General features: G+C 41.1%; 19 protein-coding genes, 1 tRNA gene and 1 pseudogene. 3 read left to right on the forward strand and 18 right to left on the reverse strand.

All coding sequences use genetic code 11. The features are described from left to right. The 10 genes from DFR58_RS11430 to DFR58_RS11475 all read right to left on the reverse strand — a co-directional run bounded on the left by DFR58_RS11430 (position 1) and on the right by DFR58_RS11475 (position 10,932). Positions 1-975, reverse strand: a complete 975-nt coding sequence (locus DFR58_RS11430; protein ID WP_114297982.1) for an ABC transporter permease — start codon at positions 973-975, stop codon at positions 1-3. A 161-nt stretch (positions 976-1,136) separates the two neighbouring features. Next, positions 1,137-2,735 (reverse strand): ABC transporter substrate-binding protein, encoded by a 1,599-nt coding sequence (locus DFR58_RS11435; RefSeq protein ID WP_170138133.1) that lies wholly within the window; start codon positions 2,733-2,735, stop codon positions 1,137-1,139. Between the two features lie 524 nt (positions 2,736-3,259). Then, on the reverse strand, positions 3,260-4,240 hold the full coding sequence (locus DFR58_RS11440; protein ID WP_114297984.1) for a sugar phosphate isomerase/epimerase family protein: 981 nt from the start codon (positions 4,238-4,240) through the stop codon (positions 3,260-3,262). Between the two features lie 24 nt (positions 4,241-4,264). Continuing rightward, positions 4,265-4,663, reverse strand: a complete 399-nt coding sequence (locus DFR58_RS11445) for a C-glycoside deglycosidase beta subunit domain-containing protein (protein ID WP_114297985.1) — start codon at positions 4,661-4,663, stop codon at positions 4,265-4,267. A 263-nt stretch (positions 4,664-4,926) separates the two neighbouring features. Then, positions 4,927-6,309 carry an MATE family efflux transporter gene (locus DFR58_RS11450; protein ID WP_114297986.1) on the reverse strand — a complete coding sequence of 461 codons (1,383 nt, stop codon included), beginning with the start codon at positions 6,307-6,309 and terminating at the stop codon, positions 4,927-4,929. A gap of 34 nt (positions 6,310-6,343) precedes the next feature. Next, a complete protein-coding gene (locus DFR58_RS11455) occupies positions 6,344-7,447 on the reverse strand; it encodes a Gfo/Idh/MocA family protein (RefSeq protein WP_114297987.1) in 1,104 nt (367 codons plus the stop codon). A gap of 30 nt (positions 7,448-7,477) precedes the next feature. Next, entirely contained in the window at positions 7,478-8,263 is a 786-nt protein-coding gene (locus DFR58_RS11460) for a sugar phosphate isomerase/epimerase family protein (protein WP_170138134.1), read from the reverse strand. A 50-nt stretch (positions 8,264-8,313) separates the two neighbouring features. After that, entirely contained in the window at positions 8,314-9,414 is a 1,101-nt protein-coding gene (locus tag DFR58_RS11465; protein WP_114297989.1) for a Gfo/Idh/MocA family protein, read from the reverse strand. 218 nt (positions 9,415-9,632) lie between these two features. Further along, positions 9,633-10,622, reverse strand: a complete 990-nt coding sequence (locus DFR58_RS11470; RefSeq protein WP_114297990.1) for a LacI family DNA-binding transcriptional regulator — start codon at positions 10,620-10,622, stop codon at positions 9,633-9,635. 233 nt (positions 10,623-10,855) lie between these two features. Then, a tRNA-Arg gene (locus DFR58_RS11475) sits at positions 10,856-10,932 on the reverse strand. A gap of 287 nt (positions 10,933-11,219) precedes the next feature. Between DFR58_RS11475 and DFR58_RS11480 the strand changes: the two genes are divergently transcribed. Then, on the forward strand, positions 11,220-11,444 hold the full coding sequence (locus DFR58_RS11480; RefSeq protein WP_114297991.1) for a hypothetical protein: 225 nt from the start codon (positions 11,220-11,222) through the stop codon (positions 11,442-11,444). 92 nt (positions 11,445-11,536) lie between these two features. On the opposite strand, the gene DFR58_RS11485 is transcribed toward DFR58_RS11480, so the two are convergent. After that, entirely contained in the window at positions 11,537-12,469 is a 933-nt protein-coding gene (locus DFR58_RS11485) for a magnesium transporter CorA family protein (RefSeq protein ID WP_114297992.1), read from the reverse strand. Between the two features lie 445 nt (positions 12,470-12,914). On the opposite strand from DFR58_RS11485, the gene DFR58_RS11490 reads away from it, so the two are divergent. Next, entirely contained in the window at positions 12,915-13,898 is a 984-nt protein-coding gene (locus DFR58_RS11490) for a DnaD domain protein (protein WP_114297993.1), read from the forward strand. A 17-nt stretch (positions 13,899-13,915) separates the two neighbouring features. Further along, a complete protein-coding gene (locus tag DFR58_RS11495; RefSeq protein WP_114297994.1) occupies positions 13,916-14,932 on the forward strand; it encodes an ATP-binding protein in 1,017 nt (338 codons plus the stop codon). A gap of 9 nt (positions 14,933-14,941) precedes the next feature. On the opposite strand, the gene DFR58_RS11500 is transcribed toward DFR58_RS11495, so the two are convergent. From DFR58_RS11500 to DFR58_RS11530, 7 genes and pseudogenes are all read right to left on the reverse strand, one after another. Further along, on the reverse strand, positions 14,942-16,006 hold the full coding sequence (locus tag DFR58_RS11500; protein ID WP_114297995.1) for a type II CAAX endopeptidase family protein: 1,065 nt from the start codon (positions 16,004-16,006) through the stop codon (positions 14,942-14,944). A 147-nt stretch (positions 16,007-16,153) separates the two neighbouring features. Beyond that, a complete protein-coding gene (gene ypeB, locus DFR58_RS11505) occupies positions 16,154-17,545 on the reverse strand; it encodes a germination protein YpeB (protein ID WP_114297996.1) in 1,392 nt (463 codons plus the stop codon). 53 nt (positions 17,546-17,598) lie between these two features. Then, a pseudogene (locus DFR58_RS11510) lies at positions 17,599-17,955 on the reverse strand (cell wall hydrolase); the annotation flags it as partial. 210 nt (positions 17,956-18,165) lie between these two features. Further along, positions 18,166-20,685 (reverse strand): ATP-binding protein, encoded by a 2,520-nt coding sequence (locus DFR58_RS11515; RefSeq protein ID WP_114297997.1) that lies wholly within the window; start codon positions 20,683-20,685, stop codon positions 18,166-18,168. A gap of 267 nt (positions 20,686-20,952) precedes the next feature. Beyond that, a complete protein-coding gene (locus DFR58_RS11520; RefSeq protein ID WP_114297998.1) occupies positions 20,953-22,131 on the reverse strand; it encodes a metallophosphoesterase family protein in 1,179 nt (392 codons plus the stop codon). A 345-nt stretch (positions 22,132-22,476) separates the two neighbouring features. Continuing rightward, positions 22,477-24,405, reverse strand: coding sequence for a GAF domain-containing protein (locus DFR58_RS11525; RefSeq protein ID WP_114297999.1), 1,929 nt, complete (start codon positions 24,403-24,405; stop codon positions 22,477-22,479). Between the two features lie 69 nt (positions 24,406-24,474). Continuing rightward, positions 24,475-26,064 (reverse strand): DUF342 domain-containing protein, encoded by a 1,590-nt coding sequence (locus DFR58_RS11530; protein ID WP_114298000.1) that lies wholly within the window; start codon positions 26,062-26,064, stop codon positions 24,475-24,477. Between the last annotated feature and the right edge of the window lie 69 nt (positions 26,065-26,133).

The raw sequence follows: 26,133 nt of genomic DNA on the forward strand, positions 1-26,133 counted from the left end.
TCACGCCACCTCCTCTTTAAGCTTCTTAGTCTCTTTTCTCTTTTTCTTGCCCGCAAAGCTGCTCCTTATACGCGGATCAACCAACGCATACGAGAGATCTACAATCAATTGAACCATAATTGTAAATATGGCAAGTATCATGGTACAGGCCAGCAGCGTAGGCATATCACGGCTGTTAATGGCCTCTACAATTTTAAAGCCGACGCCGGGGATGGCGAAAACCTTTTCGACAAGAACCGCACCGCCGATCATAGTAGCAAAGATACCTCCCGTAAGCGTAATAATAGGCAGCAGCGCATTCTTAAGGGCCTCACGGAAAATTACATAGCCCTCTTTAGCTCCCTTGCTGCGTGCCGTTCTGATGTAATCCTGCCTTATACAGTCCAGCATCGCGCTGCGCACCTGACGGACATAGTTTGCGAGAAATGGCAAAAGCAGCGTAAATACAGGCAAGACCCAATGACGAAGTGTCCCCGTTCCATATGTCGGAAACCATCCAAGATTTACCGAGAAGGTCATGATCAATATCAGACCCAGCCAAAAACCCGGTATAGACCCCAAAAACTTAGCCAGAACATTAACAATGCTGTCAAATGCCGTATATTGCTTAACAGCACACATGACACCCAACGGAATTCCTAAAATCACCATAATTAATGTTGTTATAAATGCCAGCTTGAGACTTATGGGAATGCGGAACCCGACATCATCCGCAACAGGCCCCTGTGTTTTGAAGGATGTCCCCATATCACCCTGTACAAAATTGACAACCCAGTTGAAGTACTGAACGGGCATAGGCTTGTCAAGTCCGAATTTAGCCTCCATTGCGTCATAATCCGCCTGAGTGTATTCAGAGGGCAGCATAAGGACAACGGGGTCTGACTCTGAGAGATTTAAGAGAATAAATATAAAAAAAGCAACAAGCAGAAGCAAAATGGGAACCATAATAATCCTATTTATTGTATATTTTATCATATAATACCTCGTTTAACTAATGGAGTAGTCCGAAACTACCATTTTATATATTTTAGATTGTGGTATCAGTTTCGCAAAGGGTACCGATAAGACAGAGCTTTCGCCGGTACCCTTCACAATATTATTTAAGCCTATGGTCATTTAACATAACTGCCGGGTTATTACTTAACCTTGAGATAACAGAAATCCATATACCCGGTAATAGGAGCCACATGAACACCTGTTATATTCTTGGCGACAGCGTAGAAGCGATAAACCTGAACACCGCCCATAGCAAGGCATTCATCCTGAACAAGAGAAGTCAGTGCTTCAACATTCTTGAGATAGTCTTCATTTGTAGCAGATGTGTTGGCTGCCTCATAAAGCTTCATAGCCTCAGCATAGCGATCCTTGTTAATATAGTCCAGCCACATGACACGCTGGGTTGATTGTGGGGTAAGTCCCATGGAGAATGGCGTAAGAGGCGACTCGACACCGTAGCCGTTATGGCAGGGGAACATTTCATATGTGCCTCCCTTGAGCATACCGTAGCAGGTAGCTCCGTCATAAGTTACCGTCTTAACATTTACCAGACCAAGCTCATTTAATTGTGCCTGAATGGCAATCTCGAGGTTGGTGAAGTCGGGGTCAGCCAGCATGGTAAATTTGATATCCTCCGGCTTGAAGCCTGCATCTGCAAGTATTTTCAGTCCCAACTGCGGGTCATACTTATACTTGTCGGAATATGGAACCATGCCAGGGCCTGCCCAGTAGCTCTTAGAGGCGGGATACTTGCCGTCATACACCAGCTGTGACGCTGCCTCCCAGTCAACCATGTGGCAAAGAGCCTCACGGACTGCGTCATTTTTGAAAATTTCAACCTCACGGGCGTTGAACCAGAAGGGATTTACGCGATCCTCCACTTCAAGAACATCCCAGCCCTTCTGTTTAAGGTTGTTGTACACTTCGATATTTACGGTATTCAAGCAATCGAGATCACCATTCATAAGCGCAATGAGAGCTGTGTTCTCGTCCGGTATAATCACGAGCTCGCACGTCTCAATGGACGGAGCTTTGTCGGGGTTGTGATAGTTAGGGTTTGCTTTGAGTACAAAGCCCTTACCTGAGGTATAGGATTCTATATAATACGGGCCGCAGCCAATAGCCGCCTTGTTATCCTCAGAGCCATACTGCTCGATGGCTTTAGGGTCTACAACGCCGCAAAGTGATTGCATGGGAAGATCGTAAATGAATGTTGCCGAGGGGTTGTTGAGAGTGATGGTGAGCTCAAACTCACCTGTTGCCTCATAGCTTTTAACAGCAGAGAAGTAGCGGGGCTGAAATTCTTTAGTAATATCCCACGTCTTTACGAAGGCTTCCGCATTAACCTGATTACCGCTTGTAAAATAAGCGTCCTTCTTAATTTGGAACACCCATACCATTCCGTCATCGGAAACTTTCCAGCTCTCGGCTAGATTGCCTCGAATGTCGTTCTGGTTCATCTGGTATTTGTAGAGAAGGTTATCGTAGAGCTGATTATACAGAGCAGCTCCGCGGCTGTCCTTCCATGGCATATGAGAAGGCATATCGTAATTAACCCAGTATTTAAACGAGGTACCTTTCTGTATGCCTGCAGTCCCCTCATTGGGTGCATCACCCGTTGTAGAATTGGAAACTGTTCCCGATGGGTCCGGTTGGTCAGTCCCTCCGTTGCCACAAGCTGCAAATGTCATGAGAATCATAACCAAGGCAAGGAAAATTGAATATTTTCTTAGCTTCATAGTAGTTTTCATCCTTTCTTTTATTTATTGGCTCCCTCAAGATCTGCTTTGAGACCCCTCGCATCTCTCCACGCCTTTAATGGATGCCATAATTACCAAAAGTACTAAATATAGAAAATCCGAAATGTAGGAAACTATCAATAACAGTTCTAGTTGAATGTGTGACGCGCAATTACATATAGAGGTTAACATATATATATGTCTCCCACACGCCAAACTTTGCAGAAAACAGAGACAATTATTGCTTATGCAATAATTACAAGCATTTAAGCGGTATTATGCCGGCAATTATTGTCTCACCTTTGTGCAGAAATTGGCTTGTGGCAAATATGTCCTTCTGTTAATCTCAAACTATAATTTTATAATACCTATGTAAATTTGTTCCATACTAAAAACTTTGATTAGAGGTGTTGACGTATTGAGTAAAAAACACAATATAAAGCTAAAAAACAATCGTTCCTTACAAAGGAACGATTGTTTTTTTATTAAATATAGCTTTATATATAAATATAGCCTTAAAAGTTCTACTCTCCTATAAGCCTTTTGAGCATCACCTGATGCCGCTTAACCTGCTCCAGCTCATCTGCTTCCTCTTCTCCCTTGTATAGGCCTTGTCCCTCAAACTCACTGCTGATGTACCCTTCATATCCAATCTCCTTGAGTACTTTAAAGGGCGTCTCATAATCTATACAGGTTTCATTGCAGTTCTCATCCATATCGTAGAATTTACCATGCACATGGAATATATATTTTGCAATATCCTTCAAATCCTCAGGCTTGCTTCTACGCGTGCGTATCAGAGACATGGCAACCTGCATTTCATTCGGCCCCGCGTTGCTCTGCTTGAGCTGCTGAATAATTTTATTAATATCCGTCCCGCTTTCAAAGGCTTCCGAAATATACATGAGAGTCTTTTCATCAGCACCGCGCTTTAGTGCGTCCTGAATCATCTTTCGTGCAGGCCTTTTCTGAAAAATTCCGAAGTCGGGTATTATTCCCACATGCTTTGAGCCGGAGCGCTCATACATGTCCACGTATTCCTCAATCCACCTGGCATGTATCATCATGGGAGAATGCACCTCAAGCCCCATCCTTACATTGCAGTACTCGGCGATGGGAATGCTCGCCTCCACAACCTCCTTGCGCACAGGGCACAAAACACGGATAACGGGAAAGCCAAGCTTTGCCGCCAGTCTCAAATCCCTTTCCATCATTTGCACCTGCTCTTTTAAGGTGCATACCCTGCCCTTGAACATTAAATAATCTATAAAAGAGTCCATGCAGGCAAGCTTCGTTTTATATTTATCCATCCAGCCAAACCACCTGTCAACATCTGCGTCGGACGGATTTGGATAGCTACCCACAGGCGTTTGCTCCGCCACAATCTCAATACCCTCGGCGCCGGCCTCTTGGGAAGTAATACGGATTAGATCCTCAAGGTTGTATATACCCTTGTAATATGCTTGCTGATAGCTATAAAATGAAACTCCACGTTTAATCGACATGTTAAAACCCTCCTAATCGGTTATTTAGCCCCCCATAGGGCTTACATTTTCCAGAACTACAGTGAATGGGCGTCCTCCGCCCATATAACTGACACGAATGGTAACCGAAACCTCTATTCTATGGAGCCCTAGGGGAATTCCTCCCTTGAGTGGTACAAATACAGTGGCCTTTTCACCGTATTCCCACCTTAACGTTGACATTGTAGCCATCTCATCAAAGGTATAAGTGTCCCCGCCCACTGAAAATTTGAGCTGGTCACGCGTAAAAACAGTGCTGTTAAAAGTAACGGTGACGTCTTCTACAAGGCTTAAAAAAACTCCCCTGTAATACGGAATACGGAGCTTCACTTCAAAGCCTGTGCCTACGCCGTTTTCAATGACACTTTGTATGTCCTCTCTCAGGACCATGTACTTATCATACATATTTCATTCTCCTTTACATAAATAATGCTGCATTTATATAGGACACGATAAAGATTTTACAAACATAGAGGATATAATTGCTTACAAAAATTTTTAACTACAACGAAAAGACGCCTTGCGGGGAAATGTCTCACGGGTATGTCATCAGGCGCTTTTCTTAGATGTATTCCTTACGGGTCAAAAAAATTTCTTCCATCAAGTTATATCCTCCATGTAAAATCTTTATCGCTGTATACTATAGAAGCAATGCATTGGCAAGCTATTTAAGATACGCTTTTAATAACCTTGTAGGCCGCTTTTTTCCATCTGCCGGAATAGTAATATATCAAAGCCACCGACATAACTACAAAAAAGCTGATACCAATTGACAGCCATATCCCTTTTAAGCCAAGGGAGGTTTTTGAAAGAACGGCAGCAAGAGGCAGCCTCACAACCCATAACGATAATAACGCCAAGGCCATGGATACGGTAGTCAGCCCTGACCCGTTGAATATTCCTCCAATAGCAAACATTACACAAAGAAAGACGTATGAGGAGCCGACAATTCTTAAATATTCAATGCCTATATCAAAACCTTGCGATCCGCTGTCAAAACCAAATATAGAAAGTATGTGGCCCGGCAGGCTTACAGCACATGCCGATACCGCCAGAGTGAAAACAGTCGTGAATATTATGCTCCACTTGAAAATCAATTTTATTCTTTCAGGCTTATTTGCTCCAAGATTCTGTCCCGTAAGCGTAGCTACCGCCGCACCTATTGACTGTCCGGGCATAAAAGCAATCTGGTCAATTCTTGAGGCAGCTCCGTATGCATTTATGGCTGAAGCCCCGAAGGCATTTACAAAGGTATTAATAAAAAGTCCTCCAATTGACACAAACGCTGACTGAACAGCAAATGGCAAGCCTAATTTACAAATTTTCAACGTCACTTCCTTGTCAAATAACAATCTCTTATAATCAAGGGAAATAAAGTTTTCTTTATGATTAAGGTAATATAAAGAAAACATAAAGGCTATCCCCTGCGCAATAATTGACGCATAAGCGGCACCATTCAGCCCGAGCTCGGGGAAGGGCCCTATTCCCAATATCAGCATGGGATCAAGCACTGCGTTAATGGTTACACCTATAGCTGTGAAAATCAGCGGTGTAAAGGAGTCTCCCACTCCTCTTAGTATGGCAATAATCAGCGCTGAAAGGAAATATAAAATAAGTCCTGTAAGTGTAATCTTCAAGTATCCGCTGGCTGACTGAAAAATTTCCTCAGGGGTATTCATGAATCTTAGTATAGTTTCACGGAACAAAATTCCACCTATCGTCATTACTGCTCCTATTATAAGCGCAACTATAAACGAATTATTAACTGTAAGCTTGACCTTTTCATAATTTTTCGCACCATAATATTGGGATACCAAAATTGTTGTTGCCGTAGTCAAGCCTATGGCTAAAGCTATTATTACAAATATAACCGAGGTTGTAACAGTAGTTGCGCCAATGCCGTCTTCCCCCACTATATTTCCTATCCATATTGTATTTATAATACTGTACCCTGTTTGAAGCAGATTTCCTATTAATGTCGGTATTGAAAAAACAAGCAAATGCTTTGGGATGCTGCCAACAGTCAAATCTCTTCCGAGCTTTTGTTCCACCTATATTCTACCTCCGGCAATACAAATAATTCTTTTAATAACTCTGTGCCAAAATACGTTGTCCATATTTTCCGAATTGCATTTTGCTTGTAAGCCTAACCTCTTTTTTCTTAGAGGCTGAGTCATAAGCGGAATCTATAATCTTCATAAGCTCATACGCCTGTTCAACTGAAGCTGACGGCTCTTTATTGCTAATGATGCACTCGACAAAATGCCGACACTCATTTTGAGCCAAGGGAATTGTCTTTGTATCAGGTGTTAAAGTATAGCACGCATTCCCGATTTGAGAATATAGCTTTATTTCTCCATTGACAAAGGATAATCCGCCCTTCGTTCCTAACAGCTCCACATATTTTTGTTCTTTTTCGATATTGGAGGCCCAGCTAAAGTCGAAATCAATGGTTGCATCATTTTCAAGCCTTATAAAGCCCACTGCCGTATCCTCAACATTAAAAACTCCGTCCTTTATGCTTTTATACCCCACTCTTATTCTATCAGCATCCCGTCCGAATGCGGAATAAGTTGCGGCATACACCGAAACAGCTCTGGGGAATTGCATAAAATATAGCGCCAAATCCAGAAAATGAACTCCCAAATCAATAAGAGGCCCCCCGCCTGAAAGCTTTTTATCGGTAAACCACCTTCCGATTCCCGGAATACCGCTATTCCTCTTCCAACCGCATTTTGCATGATAAATCTCTCCGAAGAAATCCTTTTCAATCAGTTCATAAATATGAGCCGCTTCATTTGTAAACCTGTTATTTAAGGCTACCATAAGTTTTTTTCCGCTTTTGTTTTTTTCTTCTATAATGTTCAGTACTTCCTCCGCATTAAGTGCAAGCGGTTTCTCGCAATGAACATTTACTCCTGCCTCCAGAGCATCTATACAAATTTCGGCATGAAGAAAATTGGGTGTGCAAATGCTTACCAAATCCAGCCTTTGCTCCGCAAGCATCGCTTTATAGTCGGTATATACATGCGGTATTTTGTACTTTTCCGCAAGCCTTTTTGCCGCCTCAATATCACAATCACATATAGCGGTTATCTCTACTGCATTAAGCTTTGAATATTCATTTAAATGCTTCTTGTCCGCAATTCCTCCGGCACCGATGCAAGCATATTTTAATTTGTTCTGCATTTGCCTCACCCCTATTCTTTACAGCTTTAGTTACAGAATTAATGCCTTCATATAGCTTATAGTGAAATCCACGCCTTTTTCTCCCAGCTCCCCCTGCCAGTGAGGAGAGTGGGGTTCTATGCTTAAGCCTCTGCTGTAATCCTTTGCGTATAATATGGACAAAAAAGCCTTCCAGTCTGTCTGATCAAGCCCCGCCGGCGGGTCATCCACTCTTTTTCCGTTTATCATGAGAGAGCCCTTCAAATGCACATGATAAAACCGGTGTCCCCATTCCTCAGCTTCTTTAAGATAATCTCCGCCGTTATATACAGCATGGGAGGGGTCATACTTTATCCCAAGCTCCTTCAGATGCCCATGTATAATCGTCCAAGCCACAGGATTATGAACAAAATTTATTTTTCTGCAATTATATGACGCAATATTAACCTTCCTTTGTTTACCGTACTCTATGAGCTTTGAGAAAAACTCAATAGCTTTAGTGCAATTTTCGTAATATGACATAGACTCAATATAGTTGCAGCCGCATACATATACCTCACATCCAAGGCAACTCGCAGCATCTATAAGCTTATAAGCTATTTCAAGCTCTTCTTCGTCTATGCTTCCGTCTTCTTTTAATACATTGGCTTTCCAGCGGCCTACCGAACCAACGCCAACGTTATACCCTTTAATCCAGCCTTTGATTTCAGAAAGCTGATTGAAAAATTCTTCAGTATTATACCCACCGTTTATACAGAGCTCTATAAAATCCAAACCCTTTTTGGCGGCATTTTTAAAGCTTTCCTCTTTTACCGCAGCTATAATTCCAAGCTTCATAACCATCAAACCCTCTTATTTAAAAAATATAATTTAAAACTCAAGTATTTTTAAAGCTCAATCATCTTTCCGGTTTCGTGAGATTTGTAAATGCATTCAAGTATCTGCGTAACCACAAATGCCTGCTCAGGCTTTACAAGCGGCTCGGTATCGTTTATTATCGAAAGCAGCCACTGCCTTGCTTCCAGATAGCCCGGCTCATTGGATGCGCCTTCAAAGTAAGCTATGTGTCCCCCGCCTGAAATTTTCTCTTCAAAAAGGTTGCCATACTTTGAGTTATTTATTATTAATTCATTCTGAGCATAGCTCATGCCCGATCTTATTTCAGCTCCCGCTTCTGTACCCATAAGAGTTGTTGCCGCTTCTTTTGAATCCAAAACATTGAGTGCCCATGCAGCCTCAAGGAAAATTGTTGCTCCGTTTTCCATTTTAATAAATCCGAACGCTGAGTCCTCCACCTCAAAGGTCTTTGGGTCCCAAGGCCCAAACAGGTTGCCTTCAAACTTGTCCGCCATTTTGTAAAACACTGAGCCTGTTATGCTCTTTGGCTTATAGTTGTTCATCATCCACAGAGTTATATCCAGCGCATGTGTTCCTATATCGATAAGAGGACCTCCGCCCTGAAGCGATTTGTCAGGGAATACTCCCCATGTAGGAACCGCTCTTCTCCTTACGGCATGAGCCTTGGCCATGTATATATCTCCAAGCGCGCCTGTTTCACAAGCCTTATGCAATGTCTGCACTTCGTTCCTGAATCTGTTCTGGTAGCCTATAGTAAATTTCTTACCCGATTTTTTAGCCGCATCTAGCATTTTCTTAGCATCCGCCGCCGTATGAGCCATAGGCTTTTCACACATAACATGCTTCCCAGCGTTAAAAGAGTCTACCGTTATAGGTCCATGGAATACGTTAGGAGTAAGCACATGCACAACATCAATTGAGTCGTCATTTAAAAGCTCCTTATAATCGGAGTATATCTTCGCGTCGGCTGCTCCATATTTCTTTGCCGCTTCTTCGGCTCTTTCCACCTTGATGTCACAGAAAGCTGTCATTTCACATAGTTCACCGAGCTTAGCCAGTGAAGGCAAATGCTTGTTATTTGCAATTCCCCCGCATCCTATAATGCCTATTAACAATTTTCCGTTTTTCATTTTAAACACTCCTCTTAAATTAAAATTATTTGTGCTGTTATTCGCAAGACAATCGCTTTGTAATCGTTTTCTTTTATCATGATAATATTATAACACTATGCTTTTGAAAATACAAGCAGTATTTCAGAAAACGATTACTTTTACCCGTGCGGTCCGTGCTTATAATAAAAAATAAAAGGCCTCTCAATTTAGAGAAGCCTTGAAATATCTTGCTTGAATCACTTTTTACCGACAGTAGAGCCACGGACAATCAATTGATAGTCAATAAACAGATGCCTTCCCACACTAATTTCACCCTTCATAAGTGAAACCAGCATTTTCATTGTTTCACGGCCAATTTCATAAAAGGGCTGTGCAATAGTTGTTATTGACGGATCGCTGACCTCGGAAATTTCAATGTTGTCAAAGCCCGTTACAGCGATATCGCCCGGCACAGAGAGCCCTGCGTTTTTAAAGGTGTTCAGGCACCCAAAGGCAATGTTGTCCTGCGCGCATATTACCGCGTCGGGCTTATGATCCATTTTTAAGTATTCCTTTGCGGCGGCAATACCACTCTCTATTGAGAAATCTCCCGATCTCCTCAATTCAGGATAATGGGGCAGACCGAAATCCGCGAGTGCAAGCTTATAGCCTCTTTCCCTGTCTCTTGAAAAGTGCGGATTTTCGCCATAGCCTTCACAGGCAACAAACGCGATTCGTTTCTTTCCCAGTTCAATCACGTGCTTCGTCATATCATAGGTAGCTTTTCCGTCGTTAACCGCCACAAGATAGGAATTAGGTATGTCAACATATTCACCGCACTGCACAACAGGATACTGCTTGCTGATATTTATCAATTCCTCGTCCTTAAACAGCATGTTTAAGAAAATTACTCCTCCGACAAGGCCATTCTCAAGAAACTTTATGGAATTCATACCGCCCGTCCTGTCGGAATAGCTGAGTATTACATCGTAGCCCAGATCCTTTGCAACATCCTGTATCCCGCGCATAGCTTCGTCTATTACCGCGGTACATACAACGAGCACCATTTTAGATTCGGCACGCCTCAAGTTGCGCCCCAGAGCATTAGGCTGGTAGTTTAAGGCTTTGACTGCCTCCAGTACCTTTTCCCTTTTCTCCTTAGATACCATGTAATTATTATTTAAAACCCTTGAAACCGTAGCAACCGAAACACCGGCCAAAGCCGCCACATCTTCTATTTTAACCATATGATACGCTCCCGATAATAGTATCCTTGTGTTTTAAATCATATATTTATTTATGACATTATATCATTAAATAAAAATAGTTTCAACCAAATGAAGTAATCGTTTACCAGCGGTGTTTCTATCTTCACCTGACAAAGCAAATGCAGCCTTAGCGAAGGTAATATATAAAAAATTGGGAAATAGATGTCTAAAGAAATTAAAAAGGCCTACCGGAATTTAATACCAGCAAGCCTTGGCGCGCCCAGCAGAGATCGAATCCACAACCTTCTGATCCGTAGTCAGACGCTCTATCCAGTTGAGCTATGGGCGCATATTATAATTTCAATATTCTGTTGTTATGTCAAGAGAGCAAATACTTGCATCTCCTGTAGACATTAATTTTAGCATTTGAAATTCCAAAAGTCAAGTGGCAGTGAATTCAAATTTTTAAATAAAATAAGAGCATCCGTGACGTTGCCACTTTATTTTCACATTAAATGTCCTCTAATAAACCCAAAAAAATTTTTTAAATAACAAAAGAGGTATGGTATAATCTCTTATAGATGTAGAAATATTAAAAGGGTTTATAGAAATCTTTATAAATAAGGAGGAACCTTAATGTATTCAAAATCGGAAAGCTTTTATGACGGCGAGGGCTATTTACGTAGTCCGGGAGAAGTATATTATGATTATCAGGGTCATATCAGACAGCCTAGTGAAAGCTTTTATGATTATGAGGGGATTTTACGCGAAGCCGGCGAAAATTTCTTTGACGGAAAAGGTATTCTGCGAATTGCAGGTGAAAACTTTTATGACAGCGAGGGTTGTTTAAGAGAAGGCTAAAGCTGTTAATATAATCAAAAACAAAACCCAATTTTAAAAAGTGCTGCCTCTCAGAAGCCAGCACTTTATGTCGTTTTAATTGTTATTCTTTATTAAAAAAGCTTTTTCTTTATAAGAATAACTGAAGCTAGAACAGATAGTAAAATTGATCCCCCCACTATCACAGGAAAAGCCACATTACTTCCTTCCCATGAATTTGGCACATTCATTCCAAAATAACCTGATATCATTGTTGGAATTGCAAGCGCAATTGTTATAAGCGTCAACGATTTCATTACCATGTTCAAATTGTTTGATATAATCGAAGCAAAAGCGTCCATCATGCCGCTTAAAATACTGCTGTAGATATTGGTCATTTCAATTGCCTGCTTGTTTTCTATTATGACATCTTCCAATAAATCCTTGTCCTCTTCAAATTTCTTAATAGAATCCAGCTTTAACATTTTTTCAAAAACAGATTCATTGGATTTTAAGGAGGTAGAAAAATATACAAGGCTTTTTTCAAGTTTTAGCAATTGGGTTAACTCTTTATTTCTCATTGATTTTTGCAGATCATTCTCAATTCTATTGCTTAATTTCTCAATATGACGCAAATATTGAAGGTAATAGGTTGCGTTTTTAAAAAGAATTTGCAGAACAAACCTACTTTTGTAATACGTATAAAACGATTTTACACGCTTATTGATAAAATCATAAATAATCGGTGTTTCTTTAAGGCATATGGTAATAATACTTTCTTTTGTCAATATAATTCCCAAAGGTAAGGTTGAATATGTGTTGTTTTTCCCAGTATTTTCCATAATCGGTATGTCAACCAATATAAGTATCTGGCCATCTTCGCTTTCTATTCGAGAACGTTCTTCTTCGTCTAATGCCGATTTAACAAATTCAGGATCTATTTTTAGTTCATCACAAATATTGCTAATCTCTTCTTCTGTTGGATTAATTAAATTAACCCAAACACCATCGTCAATTTTTTCTACGCATACTAATTCATTGTTAATAGTTTTAAACATTTTAATCAACAAAATCACCCTCTCAAACATATTTTTACTAATGCCAGAGGGTTTATGTGTCATAGTGTTAAACTAATATTAACAGCATGACAAATAAACCCAAGGAATAATTGGAAATGTCGTATGTGACTACTACCACCAGGTTCACTTTCCATGCTGTTCACCTCCATTTTGCAGAAATCATTAATAAGTAACACCATAACAACATTGACTAAATAATTATACCCTTTTAAAATAAGTATTTCAACGATTATTTTGCAATTCGGAGTTTGCATATTTTTAATCCTTACATTGCCCCGATAATTCAAAAAAAGTGCAGAAATAGCCAGCAATAATATCCCGACAACATGTTTTTGATGTTTATTCATTTTGTAATGAGGCAATCTTATATGATATAATTTTAGTAAAAATAGACAATGCTATTTATAACAGGCGCCTTGAAAGGTAGGAATATATGTTTTTTGAATCGTACAAGTCAATGCTGTACTCAGATACAATGGTACCGGATATCTTTATTACCGAGTACATGCCCTCTATGGATTCGGATTTTGTAAAGATCTATATGTATTGCCTTTTTTTAAGCAAGCACAACAAAAAAACCTCCACTGAAGAGGTGTGCAAAAAGCTGGAAATAGACATACATAAGGTAAAGAGTGCGTTTACCTTCCTTGAGAGCATAGGGGTAATAGACCGTACAAACGATGGAATCGTGATGTCCGATCTCAAGGAGAAGGAGATAAATAAGCTGTACAGGCTAAAGACAACCTCCACCCCCGAGGAGGCGGCACTCAGCTCTGAAAGAAATAAGAAGCGGAACAGAATTATTACCGCAATAAACAACTCTTTTTTTCAGGGAGTCATGTCTCCGTCCTGGTACACCGATCTGGACGCATGGTTTGATAAGTATAAGTTTGAGGAGGACGTAATGTACGCTCTTTTTCAGCACTGCTATGACCATAAGGGGCTATCAAAAAACTACATAATGAAGGTTGCCGACAACTGGCACAATAAGAACATTCAGAACAGCTTTGATCTGGACAAGTATTTTATTGAGTATCAGAAAATAAAGGACATCCGAAGCAGCATAGTGAAAAAGCTTAAGCTTGGCAGAAACCTTACCGAATATGAAGATGAGTATGTGGAAAAATGGGTGGTTGATTATAAATATACAATTGAAGTCATTGACCTGTCGCTTAAAAAGACCACTGCCAAGACCAACCCCAATTTTAAGTATGTTCACGCAATACTAACAGATTGGTATGAAAGAGGCTTGCGGACCAGAGATGAGGTCATTGCCCATGAAAAAAGCAAAAAGCAGAATACCCCTAAAGCTCAGGTAAAAAGTCAGGCTATTCCGCAGAAGGACAATTTTGAGCAAAGAAAGCACGATGATGATTACTATAATAGCTTTTTTAATAATGTTGCGGGTGAAAAATAATTGTACTGGAGATACACATGAACAGGCATATTTATCAGTCCATTAAAAAGGAATATGACGATAGGCAAAGGGCGGCCGTTGACAGGTTTATGGCTAAAAAGTCACAGGCCTATCTGCTTGTGCCCGGACTTGAGGAAATAGACAAGGAAATTAATCTTTCCGGTATCAAATACAATAGAATGCTTCTTGTTGAAAACAGTGCGAAAGATAATCTGCTTGAGGAATTCACCAGAACTCTGCGCGTCTTGAAAACTAAACGGGAAACCCTGCTTTTGAAGCATGGCTATACCGCAGATCACCTTGAAATTGCTTATACCTGTCCCAAGTGCAAGGACACGGGCTTTATCGAAAATCCGGCAGGAGCGGAAAAGTGCTCCTGCTATAAGCAGATGCTGATAAACGCCATATATAGCCAGTCAAATCTCAAGCTGGTTCAAAAAGAGAATTTTTCCGCCTTCAATGAGCATGTATATCCTGAAACCTCAGATGAAAGCAGGTACGGGTTAAAAATCTCTCCTAGGGAAAATATATTGAATATAAAAAGAAGATGCTTAAGCTTTATAGAAAATTTTAATTCTTCTGATGAAAAGAACCTCTTTTTCAGCGGCCCGACAGGCGTAGGGAAAACCTTTATGTCCAACTGCATAGCCTTAGAGCTTATGAAAAAAGGGCACACTGTCTTGTATCAGACCGCACCTGTGCTTTTTAATACCATTGCAGAGTTCAAAATGAAGGCCTATAAGGAGGACGATTTTGAAGACGGCAATTACAGCAGTATTTTTGAAGTGGGTCTGTTGATAATTGACGATCTCGGCACAGAGTCCCAGACCGCCGCAAGATATGCCGAGTTGCTCACAATAATTAATACCCGTCAGATGAACAATTTCAGCTCCCCCTGCAAAACAATAATTTCTACAAATATAGGTGCAAGAAAGCTTGACGAATACTATACCGAAAGGGTTTCCTCACGTATCATAGGCTGCTTTGACAGGCTTATGTTCATAGGGGACGATATAAGAAGAAATATTCGCTGAACCTCTTATTTAAAGCCTCAAGATACTTAATATTCTGTCGGCGAGCGCATTGGACGGATCACTTAGCTTAAGCCCCTGAGCAAAGTAAATTGCCGCTGTAATAAGAATTCCCGGCAAAGCCCACAGCAATCCCGCTCTTCCCCTTGTTGAGCTTTCTTTTACCACAGGCCGGACCTCTTGCTCTGTGGTTCTTATAAGTGCTACAATAAGGCCTGTCAGTACTGCCGCACAGGACATAAACATAAATCCCCAGACAATTATTACTCCTATAAGCTGTTCAAACGGTAGGCTTGTCAGGCTGGACAGGTATTTACCCGTTTCTGCGGTAAGCTGATCCTTTCCCATTGACTTTGCAAGCTCACCTATGCGCGCTGCGGCATACGATGCGACTACAGCGATAGAATTGTTTACAAAATGTGCGAATATGCCTGCAAATATTGAGTTTGTCCTGTATACTATAAACCCTATCAGTGCCCCAAGCACAAAGGTTCCTAAAAATCTTTGAAAATCAAGATGCATCAGACCAAATAAAAAGGCTGTAATTAAAATAGACTTTACGGCCCCGAGCCTCTCCATTCCCCTCTGTATAACACCCCTGAACATAATTTCTTCGCAAATCCCCGCCGAGCCGCCTATGATTAAAATATTTACAAGCAGCTCCGTCCCATTGGAGGCCACAGGAATATCCGGCAGTACAACCCTTCCAAATACAGTCTCAATTACAAACAGGTTGAGCATGTTTAAAAAGCCCACTATAGGCAGCGCGGCTCCCATAATGCACAGGATAATAAAAAGGTTTATGAGGCTTACCCCTTTTATCCTCAGCACACTTTTAAAGTCATACCTCCCTATGAGCAAGAGAGCAAGAGACGGTGCAAGTATAAGCAAAAATTCAGTTATCAAAAGCCCGGGATACCTGCTGGCATTCTGCGCCTTAAACCCTACATACAGCAGCAGTACAACCGCCACGGAATACAAAAGTGCTGCCTGAGCTATGCTTGGCCTTCGAGGCTGCTGTCCGCAAAGCCCCTCTGCGGATAGATCAATGTTGTTTGTATAGTCATTCTTATCCACCTTGTACCCCCCAAACTGTTTTAGAAAGCATTGCTTAATGCACGGAAATGCAAATTTCCCTAGTCCTATATTACCGCTATACAAAAATATATGCAATAAAAGCCGACTTAAGCAAGCCGGTTTTTATTGCATTTTTATATCTAAAAACTATATTGTGAGAATCCCTCCGGGTGTCTCGAGTATCATAAGCACATTTTCCTCTCTGCCCGTCTCCGCGTTTATATATATGAGAAAATCTCTTCCGTTAAGCTTTCCCTTGAACTCATAGGTATATATCTCCGTCTTATATTCTGTGGGTATTATTGCAAAGCCTGAACTCAAAATCTTTACCTTGGGATTTATGAGCTTTCTTGCCTCCTTCTCGCTTATCTTGGGCTTGGGGATCTTCCTCTCCGAGTGTGAGGAAATATAGCCCCTACTCTCAAAGCCCAGAACCTCTCCGTCGTCTAATGAAATTTTAACCTTTATCAAATCAGGATATGCAACAACGCCGTTCTGCTCATAGGCATAATTTATTACCGCCGTGCTGTCTTCCTTCAGATAATAAGTGTCCTTCATATTCTTATAGCCATTTTCGTCCAGAAACTTTTTCCCCATGGCCTTCGCCTGATCCACATCTATTTTTGCATTTGCCACAGGCTTGTTGTAGAGCATTTGATATAAATGCCCTCCCTTTTGAGTTATATCTACAATAGCGGTTTGGTTCTTATCGGCATTTTCAAATGTTACCTTATAGCTGTAAGTTTTGATGGGAGGAGAATCATTTTTACCGTTTTCCTCAACGACCGCAGACTTATTTCCGTTAAACAGCTTCATTACACGTTTTTTCCCCTCCTCCACACTTATCACATCACCCGTCAGTCCCTTTAATTCAGCCTTTGCAAGATGGTCTGAAAACGGCCCGTCATAAATAAGCGTGGGATAGTCCTGAAAGGTTTTATCTATGTTCTCAAACTGCTTTGAGGGCATCTGGGCAGAGGCCTTTTTAAAAAACGGAGTCCCCTTCTGTGCTAATTCGCCCCATTTTATCCTTCCCGAGTTAATCTGCGTCTGAAGCTCGTTTAAGCTTTTACCAAGAGTTGAAGCATATCCGTACAGTTTTTCAATAGTTTTATACTGCTCCTCCGTCAAAGCCTTTCCCTGCATGTTTTGATTATTCAGAGAATAAGAAAGGTCTCCCACCTGCGTGAGAAACTTTGACGTGTTGGCAAGTACCTGCTGAGAAACAGGAAGCTGCCCAAGGTTCTCCTGAGCAAGGTTGGCCTGTCGCCACGCCTCCTGAAGCGTGGAGGCCGTCTTTGCCGGTGAAGCTGATATAAGCGACTTTATCAGCAGCACATCTACATTATTTACATATCCCACCATGTCGTAAAAAGCCCTGTTGTACTGATTATTAATATGCTGCGTCAGGTCAGCAGCACGCTTGTACTGGTATATTCCCCATATGGCAACTATCGCTATAGCAATGATAACAACACTGTACATTTTCCTGTCGGACAGCCTTTGCTTAAAATCCAATAGCTTTTCTCTCAAGCCCAAATTCCCACCTCCGTAAATTTATCCCAAATAGCTTATTCGCCTTACGCAGCACTTTACTTTGCAAAATTGTGCTTGCCTATTTTTGTGACTATCTGTCTGCTCCAGATCCAATTGCTTGTGGCAGTGGCCGGATTCCAATAATAGATGCAGCCGTTTGTCGGATCCCATCCGTTTAAAGCATCCCTCGCTGCCCTTACTACTGATGAATTGCTTTCGATGGGGACATTTATCTGTCCATCACTCACCGCTGTAAATGCCCCCGGCTGGTATATTACTCCGGCTATGCTTTTAGGAAAGGCCGCGTCTCTTGTCCTGTTCAGAATTACAGCACCCACAGCAACCTGGCCCTCGTAGGGTTCGCCTCTCGCCTCTCCGTTTATCGCTCTGGCCAGCATCTGCTCTTCTCCTATTCCGTTTCCCTCGGCATAAAAGGGGCTGTTATAAAAAATTGTGCTAATTATTACAAAGGCCGCCGCAAGAACAATCGATAGAATCTTTACCCTTTTCAAGCATTCCTTCCTCCTCTCTCAATTGTTACCCATGCAGATATTTTTTGTCTGTACACAAAAAAATATGCACAGGAAAGCTGTCCCTCTGCATATTTGTTGTATTTTTTTCTATCACAGTTCTATAACGTTAATTTCACCGCATATTTGTCTCGCAAGCTCTACCTCCCTGCTTTTGCAGGTGAACAGCAATACCTGCCTCCCTTGCGACAGCTCATATAAAAAATCAAACGCTTCCTCTGTCCTTTTATCATCATACTGTGCAAACACTTCGTCCATAATGAACGGCACATTCTCACCGTCTCTGGCAATAAGCTGAGCGACAGAAATCCTGAGTGCAAGGTACATCTGATCCATAGTGCCTCCGCTTAAGGCCACAACAGGCACAACCTCTCCCGTTTCCGGCACTATAGCCTTTAATAGAAGTGAATTGTCGGCTCTGAGATCAATGTATTTCCCTGCCGTTATTCTGCTTATGGTATCCCCGAGCTTTTTATTCAAAGCAGGCGCAAAGTCTCTTTGCAGCTCCATGCTTGCCTCCGCCAGAACATCCGCAGCTATTTTTAATGAAGCATTTATGTCCTCAAGCTTAGACTTTTGTGCTTCCAGCTCTTCTATTTCAGCGCCAATATTTTGCACATCCGGCGCAGCTTCCTCTATTCCCTTAATAATGGTTTCATACTCCCTTATGCTTAGAGATGCCTCCTCCAGCTGCCGGGAGGTTTTGACATGCTCTCTTTCCAGTAATTCCTCAAGTCCTTCGGCACCCATATCGGCCCCGGTGCTCTTTAATACTTTAAAGTCGTTATATATACCTGCATATAAATCGCTTACAGCCTCATGCAGAAAAAGCTGTTCAACTTCCGCCGATGTCTCCTCTGCCTTTTTTTCAAGGCAATTTATTCTCTCCGATGCGCTTAAAATTTTGCTCTCTATGCTTTGCCTGCTGTTAACATCCTCTCCGCACAATGCAGAAGCATTTTTTAAATATGTGTCCAGCCCCCGCCGCAGCTCATTACCTCTCTTTAGAGCATAGCCCATCTCCGACTTTGCTTCACTATATTTTCTTACCAAGCTCCGGAAGGCTTTAATCCCCTCCTGCGAAAGCTGTTCGCCGCACTCGCCTGTTATTCCTCCGCAGTTAAGCACAGCCTCAATTTTATTTTTTAACGCCTGCCTTATTCTCACATTTTCCTGAAGCTCCTCCTCAAGCCTGGTTAAATCAAGCTTCAAAAGCTCCCTCTTTTTATTAATATCTTCAGATAGCCTGCTTTCATTTATCAAAGCAGCTCTTTTTTGCTCTCTAAGCCTCCTCAGCTCTCCTGCTCCTTTACTTCTCACAAAAAAGGCCGCGACGGCACACACAAGCAACACAAAGCCTGCCACCACTGCTGCTGCCGCAGAGTCCTTTATAAGCCCCGCTGCAAAGCACATCGCACTCAATGCCGTCAAAACACCCATTACTATTGCATATACTCTCTGACCTGACTGCATATTTCTGATTTTCTCATTAATAGCCTCGCTGCCTTTGTTTTTACCCTTCTCGATAGACTCAATTTCATCCCTCGGTGTTATTATGTCCCCAGAATTTATCATGCCGCTTTCGTCATCCTGCCTCTTGCGGTCTATTTCCCGGTTAAGCGTCCGTATAACGGCTTCAATGCCTAAAAGACTGTTATAGTCTTCATCCAGCCTGTCCATATCATCATTTCCGAACGCATGTATTCCTGAAGATCCCGCTATTATTCTGTTGTATTCCTCCATGCGAAGAGAAACGCTTCCAAGCTCCTTTTCATATCCGTCTATGCCTTCCAGAGCCTGCTCCAAGCCCGTTTTTAAGCTTACACACCTTTCAAGCTCCAAATAAAACCGCAGCAGCTCTTTAAGGCTTCTTAAAAAAGCCTCTCTCTTTCCCAACCCTTTTTTAGCAATCTCAGCTCTGTCCAAGCAGCCTTTTGTCTCATTCAGCAGAGCGATTTTTTCAAGCAACTGCCCGCGCGTTGAATTCAGCTCCGAAAGCCGTAAAGTAATTCTGTCCAGCGGGCGTGTAGAGGTTTTATCGGTTCCTACATGGTTTTTCAAGGCATCCTTTAACGCCTCACTCGCTCTTTTAAAGGAAATATCCTCATAGCCGGTCTGAGCTATATTTGTAAGCCTGCTTAAAAGCTCTCTGCCGCCGTCCTCGCCTATTTTGGCATCCATTTGCCCTATAAACACAGTTTTACTAAAGCATACCTCATTCATCCCCGTATGCTTTTCCGCAAATCTCGCCCTTTTATCCTTACCTACATGGAAGGTGTCCGTTATGTTATTAAAAAAAGAATCAAATATTCTTACAGAATTGTTTACAAAGCTTCTTTCTATTCTATACCTTTCGCCGTTGTCAAGCACATATTCCATAATGCCTGAAAACTCATTTGTGTCCCACGGCCTATACATTTTAAGAGGCGAAGGCGTTCCGTCCCTTGCTCCCTTTCCACCCTTAATTCCAAAAAGCATCGATCTTATAAAGCACTGAAGAGAAGTCTTTCCCGATTCATTAGCTCCAAAAACTATATTCAGCCCCGGTTTAAGCTCCAGCTTTCTGTTTCTCAATTTCCCGAAGCCTTTTATTTCAAGCTTTTCTATCCTCATAGCTCCCCCGTCAAAACCGCCCCTTTATAGCAACGCACCGCAACAGAAGTCTATCCAATCACTATATAAATTAGGGTACAAACTATCTAATAAAGAATGTAAAATAATTTCTGGAAGAATAATTTCCCCGGGATGCGTAACCGCGCTACAATTTAGGCTAACTAAAGTCATAAGCGTCTTCTACAGATATACATGCTTATGTAGTTAGAGTAGAAATTATTCTGGAGGATATTATTTTACATCCTCCGTTATCCGATATGCAAAAGCCTAAATTATATAGTCAATATCCACCCTGCCCTTTTCCAGTGCTTCAAGGCCATAATGCATGGCCTTGTGCAAAAGCTCTCTGTCATGGTTCCCTTGAGCTTGATCCATCAGCTTAAGAACCTTACGCACAAACAGCCCTCTAAGTCCCGGCTCGTTTATTATTTCATCTATATTATAATCCGTGCCTGCCTCATTCGCCAGCTTTAAAAAAAACAGCTTATCCCTAAAATAGTTTTCTATAAGCTCTGCCTTAACCCACTTAAAGTCTCCGGCGGATCCTCTTATCGTTACGGAATACAATCCGTCGGCAGGCTTTTTTCCACCGGGCCTTCCGGCAGGGCACAGGCATATTGCATCCTCAATTTTTGATATCACCTGCTGCTCGCTGCAACACCCTCCTATATTGATGTCCTTTTGTTCATAAAACCTTTTCCCAAGCGTCAGAAACCTCAAATCTAGCTTACTTGACTTTTCATTGTCCTTGTATATACTGCCCATAAAAGCCCCATGCTCTCCCGGCTCATCGAACCCAAGCGCTTCAGGGCTTCCGGGATTGTATACCACTCCATATCCCCCTATATCCTCTATCCTGTTGTGGAAATGTCCAAGAGCTATATAGTCCATATTTAATGCCGCCAGCTCATTTCCCGACATTGGATTATATACGGAGGCTTTAAAATTCATATCCACAGTTCCATGAGTTAGAAGAATGTTTATACAGCCTTCATCCACAGGCGCTATTCCTGAAATCAGTGTCCGTTCCTCATAAAAGCTGCCAAAGCCCGCACCATATATACACACTCCCATATCATCAAGCTTTATGCAGCAGCTTTCTCCCGCCAATATATGCACATTATCGCTCCACTTAAATTTTTCATAGTAACAGCCGGGTATATAAGGATCATGGTTGCCCGGTGCTATAAAAACCTTTATATGCTTTATACTGCTAAAAGCATCATTAATAAGCTCTACAGTGGATTTTTTTACATAATTATGCTCGTAGAGATCCCCGCTTACCAGCAGTATGTCGACATTCTCATCCCTTGCCGCGTCAATTATCCTTTTAAATACTTCTTTTAAATCCCTCTGCCTTAATTGCACTTTTTCATAGCTTGCCAAAGAAGTAAACGGAGCGTCAAGATGCATGTCCGCACAATGAAGAAATTTTACACTTTTCACCCCTAGAAACCACCCCCTGCCGACATTTTAATATTAAAGAGGCTCCTCACAAAACATAATGCATCCGGCACCTGTTTTGCGGCAGCCCCTTAAATCGCCTGATATTTTTCAATACTGCCTTGTTATTTATATAAATTAGGATGCAAACTATCTAAAAAGAATGTAAAATAATTTCCGGAAGGATAATTTCCCCGGAATGCGTAACCGCGCTACAATTTAGGCTAACTAAAGTCACAAGCGTCTTCTACAGGTATACATGCTTCTGTAGTTAGAGTAGAAATTATTCTGGAGGATATTATTTTACATCCTCCGTTATCCCATATCATATGCAAAAGCCTAAATTATTTAGAACAATGCTAAAAACTCCTGAAGGTTATTAAAGTCCTTTCCCAGAACCATCTTCCTTACTGCAATATCCTCAGTGCCCGTTATCAGCTCTATTTTTTGATCGGCATCCAATTCGTACATATTAATTATAAAAATATTGTTTTGCGTAAAGGGATATACATTCCTGAAGCTGCCTTTCAGCCTGTCAATTATGGCATTATCCTTAAAAAGAAGATCTCTTTTATCACATATATAAAATACCTCAAGCTTGTTTAACACCTCAAAGGTCTCTTCTATTGCTTCCGTTAAGTCTTTCTTAAATAGCTCGGTATAATTAGGCAGTAAAAACTTCTTTTGAGCCTCAATTGTAAACAGGTTGCTTATAGCTGGTGCAATATGTCCCGCAACAGTCTCGAGAGTAATCATGTTTTCGGTATCATCAATAGCGGTATTTTTGTATTTAAATACAATTAGCACTCCCAAAACCTCAATCTCTACCCTGTCTATATATATAGGGAAAATTACTATTCCCGGACTTACATCTATATCGGATGCAAGCTTCTCTCCCATATAATCAAAAACCGCAGCTTCACCTACTCTGTATATTCTGTCGCCCTCCATGACTCTTTTCCAGTTCCCGTTTACAGCAATCTCTTTTTCCGCGGTTTCTATGTTCAGGGTTCTGTAAAGGTTAAAGGCATTCTTCTCCTTATCGTATAACGCAAATACGGCTTTTTCTACAAAAAACGACACCTCAAGAGTTTTTAACGTAATATCTATAAGCGTATCGACATCAAGAGAGCTGTTTATGTTTTTCATGAGATTGTTTAAAGTAATAAGCTTATCCAGCTTGCCCTGAATCATCTTCTTCTGCTCGTTTACCTGCTTAAACAGCATGGCGTTTGAAAGAGCAATATATGTTGAGGATGCAAGGCTTTCTATGAGCTCAAACATGCTGTGCTTATACTCTGTGCCCGTTATTGACTGACCCAGCGTCACAAAGCCTGCTATTGTGTTGTTCTTTATCAGCAGTATTATATAATCGGGCCTTAAAGGAGCAAGTACTCCAGCCCCCTCAATGAAAATATCGTTAAAATACTGTGCATCCCGCTCGTCGCAAAGCTTTATAATTACCTTATTTGCATCTATCCTTGCCCCCTTGTTAAGGGTAAGACTTATTTGTGCATCCATGCAGGTATAGCAGATGTCCTTAAATGCCCTTAAGACATGCTTCTCACTTTTCTCGTCGTACAAAACAAAGCCGGTAATGCTGTTTTGTGTCAGCTCTGAAAAGACATCTACCGACAAACTGTAGAGAGAATCAAGACTAAGCTCGCTTAAGAGAGCCTTTGACGACTGGTTTATTGCAAAAAGGTTGAATATCTTTTCGTCCAGCTCCCGATTGGCCTTTTGAAGCTGCTCATAGCTCCTGTAGTTTTCAAGAGCATTATTTAAAAGCTTTATCAACGCCTCAGATATTATGTAGTCTTCATCGTTTAACGGACCTGTGGTTTTATTAGATATAAATATAAATCCAAACAGCGTGCTCTCAATTATCAGAGGCATAAAAACAGAGATACTGTACGCATCCAGTATTTCCTCATCAAAAAATTCTTTAAGCAAAGCCCTGTCAAATATAAGGCTGCCATTCAATAAGGCGAAGCTTTGCAGTTTGTCATTATTTTTTATGGTAGAAACGGCATTATCAAAGCCCTTAATCTTTCTTAAAACGTAGCTGTCTCCCTCCAACACAAAAACAGCCGACCTTCCTATAGTAAGAAGCTCATTGACAAAATCGAAGCCCGCTTCTATTATCTGCTCAAAATTCAGTTTCTGTGAAAAGAACTCAATAGCCTGTATCAGTCCCGCGTACCTGAATAATTTTACCGATAAATCCTCGACCTTCTTTTGCTCTTCAATTCTATCAAGGATAGATTTGTATTCCATTAGCCTTCCCCCTTAAAAATCCTACATTCGAGAAGTTATTTAAGTATTGTTCCTTTTAAGATAAATATATCAAAGCTCCTTCAGAACCCCATTATGGACATAAAAGCACGTACTTAAGGTTACCTTGCTCAGTTCCTTTGGTATTCTGTTAATTTCTATTACAGTGCCGGGATAAGCCTTTTTGAGTATACAAATTTCTCCTTCTCCATGAGTCTTCAAATAATTAATAAAAACCTTTTTCTCATCCTCTAAAAGCTTAAGCTTGTCTCTCTCACTGTTGTATTTCTCTCTTAGGTTATCCCACATTACACTTTGCTCTTTTGTGAGATTTGAGGAGCTTGAATATATTGACATTTCCTGCTTGTACCTGCTTAAGCAGCTTTTAGAGATCTCAATATCACGTATGACGTTCTCCAGCTTATCCTTTAAATTATTTCTGTCAAATCCCTTAACACAAATAGAGGTGCGCTTCTCACTCTGGGAGCCTATAATAGATGATATCACCTTGATTTCGGCCTCAATACTTCCCCCTATTATTTGTCCCTTAGGCGAATCAAGAATTACTTCCTTTGCTATAATGTTGCTGTTAAGGCAGTAAAATCCTATATGTACGCTTCCGTCGCAAATAATTGTTGCATCCGAAATGTATTTTGTGTAAATATCCTTTTTTGATTTAACAACCGCCTTATTCTTACCTACAATACCACCCTTTATAAAAACACTGCCCTCTCGGCTTATTATCTCTCTTACGCTCCCTACACCATAATCTCCGAGAATTTCCACATCTCTGTTTGCAGTCACCGAGAAGTTATCTTCTATAGAGCCCTTTATGGTTAAAAAGCCGTCAAAATCAATATTCCCTGTTTTAAAGCCTACATTGCCGATTATTTCAAGATGGTTTGACACCCCTATCCTGTTCCCTGAGTAATTAACCGCACCATCCACTAAAGCATACAATGTCGAAACATTATTCTCATATACCTCTTTAACTGTTTTTTTATCATAAAAAAGAGGATATTTTTTGCCTTCCATTGCAAGCAGAGTATTTCCCTTAACCGATTTTCCGGATGTACCGGGAGTGGGGTCCCTTCTTTCACCCAACCAATCTCCCACATGCACCTTATTTATAAGGTTAAGCTCATAATGGTCGACATTTCCGTCTTCCTTTACCTCCGGCTTAGGCTCTTTCATCTCATACATTTTTATTACTGAATCATCTCCGTTTTCAGGAGCCACTCCTTCGGCAATAAGTATTTTTTTGCCATTCTCCAGACGGTTGAGCAATACGTCATGCTTTACACCAAATATTACGCCATTCTCCCCCAATTTACCTACAATTTCCCTTATGAGATTTATTCTCTTTTCGTTTTGAAGCTCATCTTCTTTTACACATAGAGTTATATAGGCCTTCAATTCATCACTGGAAATCTCGACAGCCACTCTCTCCCTCAGCTCCCCAAACTTTACGGGAGGCTTGGGCGCAAACAGAAGTGCATTTTTTACAGCAATAAAGCTTATGATTTTAATATTGTTATGCTCAAGCACAAGCCTGTTAAAATCTTCAACCGACATTCCTCTTTTAAAGGATTCAATATAAAAGTCATCCTGCCTTTTTGTAATCAATATGTAATCAGATGAAAAAATAATATCATGCCTCATCTTAAAACCCCACTCACTCTTATATATAGAGTAATTCGTTCTAGCAAAAAATCCCCATTAACTTAAATT

The organism is Anaerobacterium chartisolvens, assembly GCF_003337415.1.
Taxonomy (GTDB): Bacteria; Bacillota; Clostridia; order Acetivibrionales; family DSM-27016; genus Anaerobacterium; species Anaerobacterium chartisolvens.

Bases quoted from the DNA above. Each gene is read 5' to 3' on its own strand.
- DFR58_RS11430 (WP_114297982.1), bottom strand. From the start codon at position 975: ATGATAAAATATACAATAAATAGGATTATTATGGTTCCCATTTTGCTT.
- DFR58_RS11435 (WP_170138133.1), bottom strand. From the start codon at position 2,735: ATGAAGCTAAGAAAATATTCAATTTTCCTTGCCTTGGTTATGATTCTC.
- DFR58_RS11440 (WP_114297984.1), bottom strand. From the start codon at position 4,240: ATGTCGATTAAACGTGGAGTTTCATTTTATAGCTATCAGCAAGCATAT.
- DFR58_RS11445 (WP_114297985.1), bottom strand. From the start codon at position 4,663: ATGTATGATAAGTACATGGTCCTGAGAGAGGACATACAAAGTGTCATT.
- DFR58_RS11455 (WP_114297987.1), bottom strand. From the start codon at position 7,447: ATGCAGAACAAATTAAAATATGCTTGCATCGGTGCCGGAGGAATTGCG.
- DFR58_RS11460 (WP_170138134.1), bottom strand. From the start codon at position 8,263: ATGAAGCTTGGAATTATAGCTGCGGTAAAAGAGGAAAGCTTTAAAAAT.
- DFR58_RS11465 (WP_114297989.1), bottom strand. From the start codon at position 9,414: ATGAAAAACGGAAAATTGTTAATAGGCATTATAGGATGCGGGGGAATT.
- DFR58_RS11470 (WP_114297990.1), bottom strand. From the start codon at position 10,622: ATGGTTAAAATAGAAGATGTGGCGGCTTTGGCCGGTGTTTCGGTTGCT.
- DFR58_RS11480 (WP_114297991.1), top strand. From the start codon at position 11,220: ATGTATTCAAAATCGGAAAGCTTTTATGACGGCGAGGGCTATTTACGT.
- DFR58_RS11490 (WP_114297993.1), top strand. From the start codon at position 12,915: ATGTTTTTTGAATCGTACAAGTCAATGCTGTACTCAGATACAATGGTA.
- DFR58_RS11495 (WP_114297994.1), top strand. From the start codon at position 13,916: ATGAACAGGCATATTTATCAGTCCATTAAAAAGGAATATGACGATAGG.
- DFR58_RS11515 (WP_114297997.1), bottom strand. From the start codon at position 20,685: ATGAGGATAGAAAAGCTTGAAATAAAAGGCTTCGGGAAATTGAGAAAC.
- DFR58_RS11525 (WP_114297999.1), bottom strand. From the start codon at position 24,405: ATGGAATACAAATCTATCCTTGATAGAATTGAAGAGCAAAAGAAGGTC.
- DFR58_RS11530 (WP_114298000.1), bottom strand. From the start codon at position 26,064: ATGAGGCATGATATTATTTTTTCATCTGATTACATATTGATTACAAAA.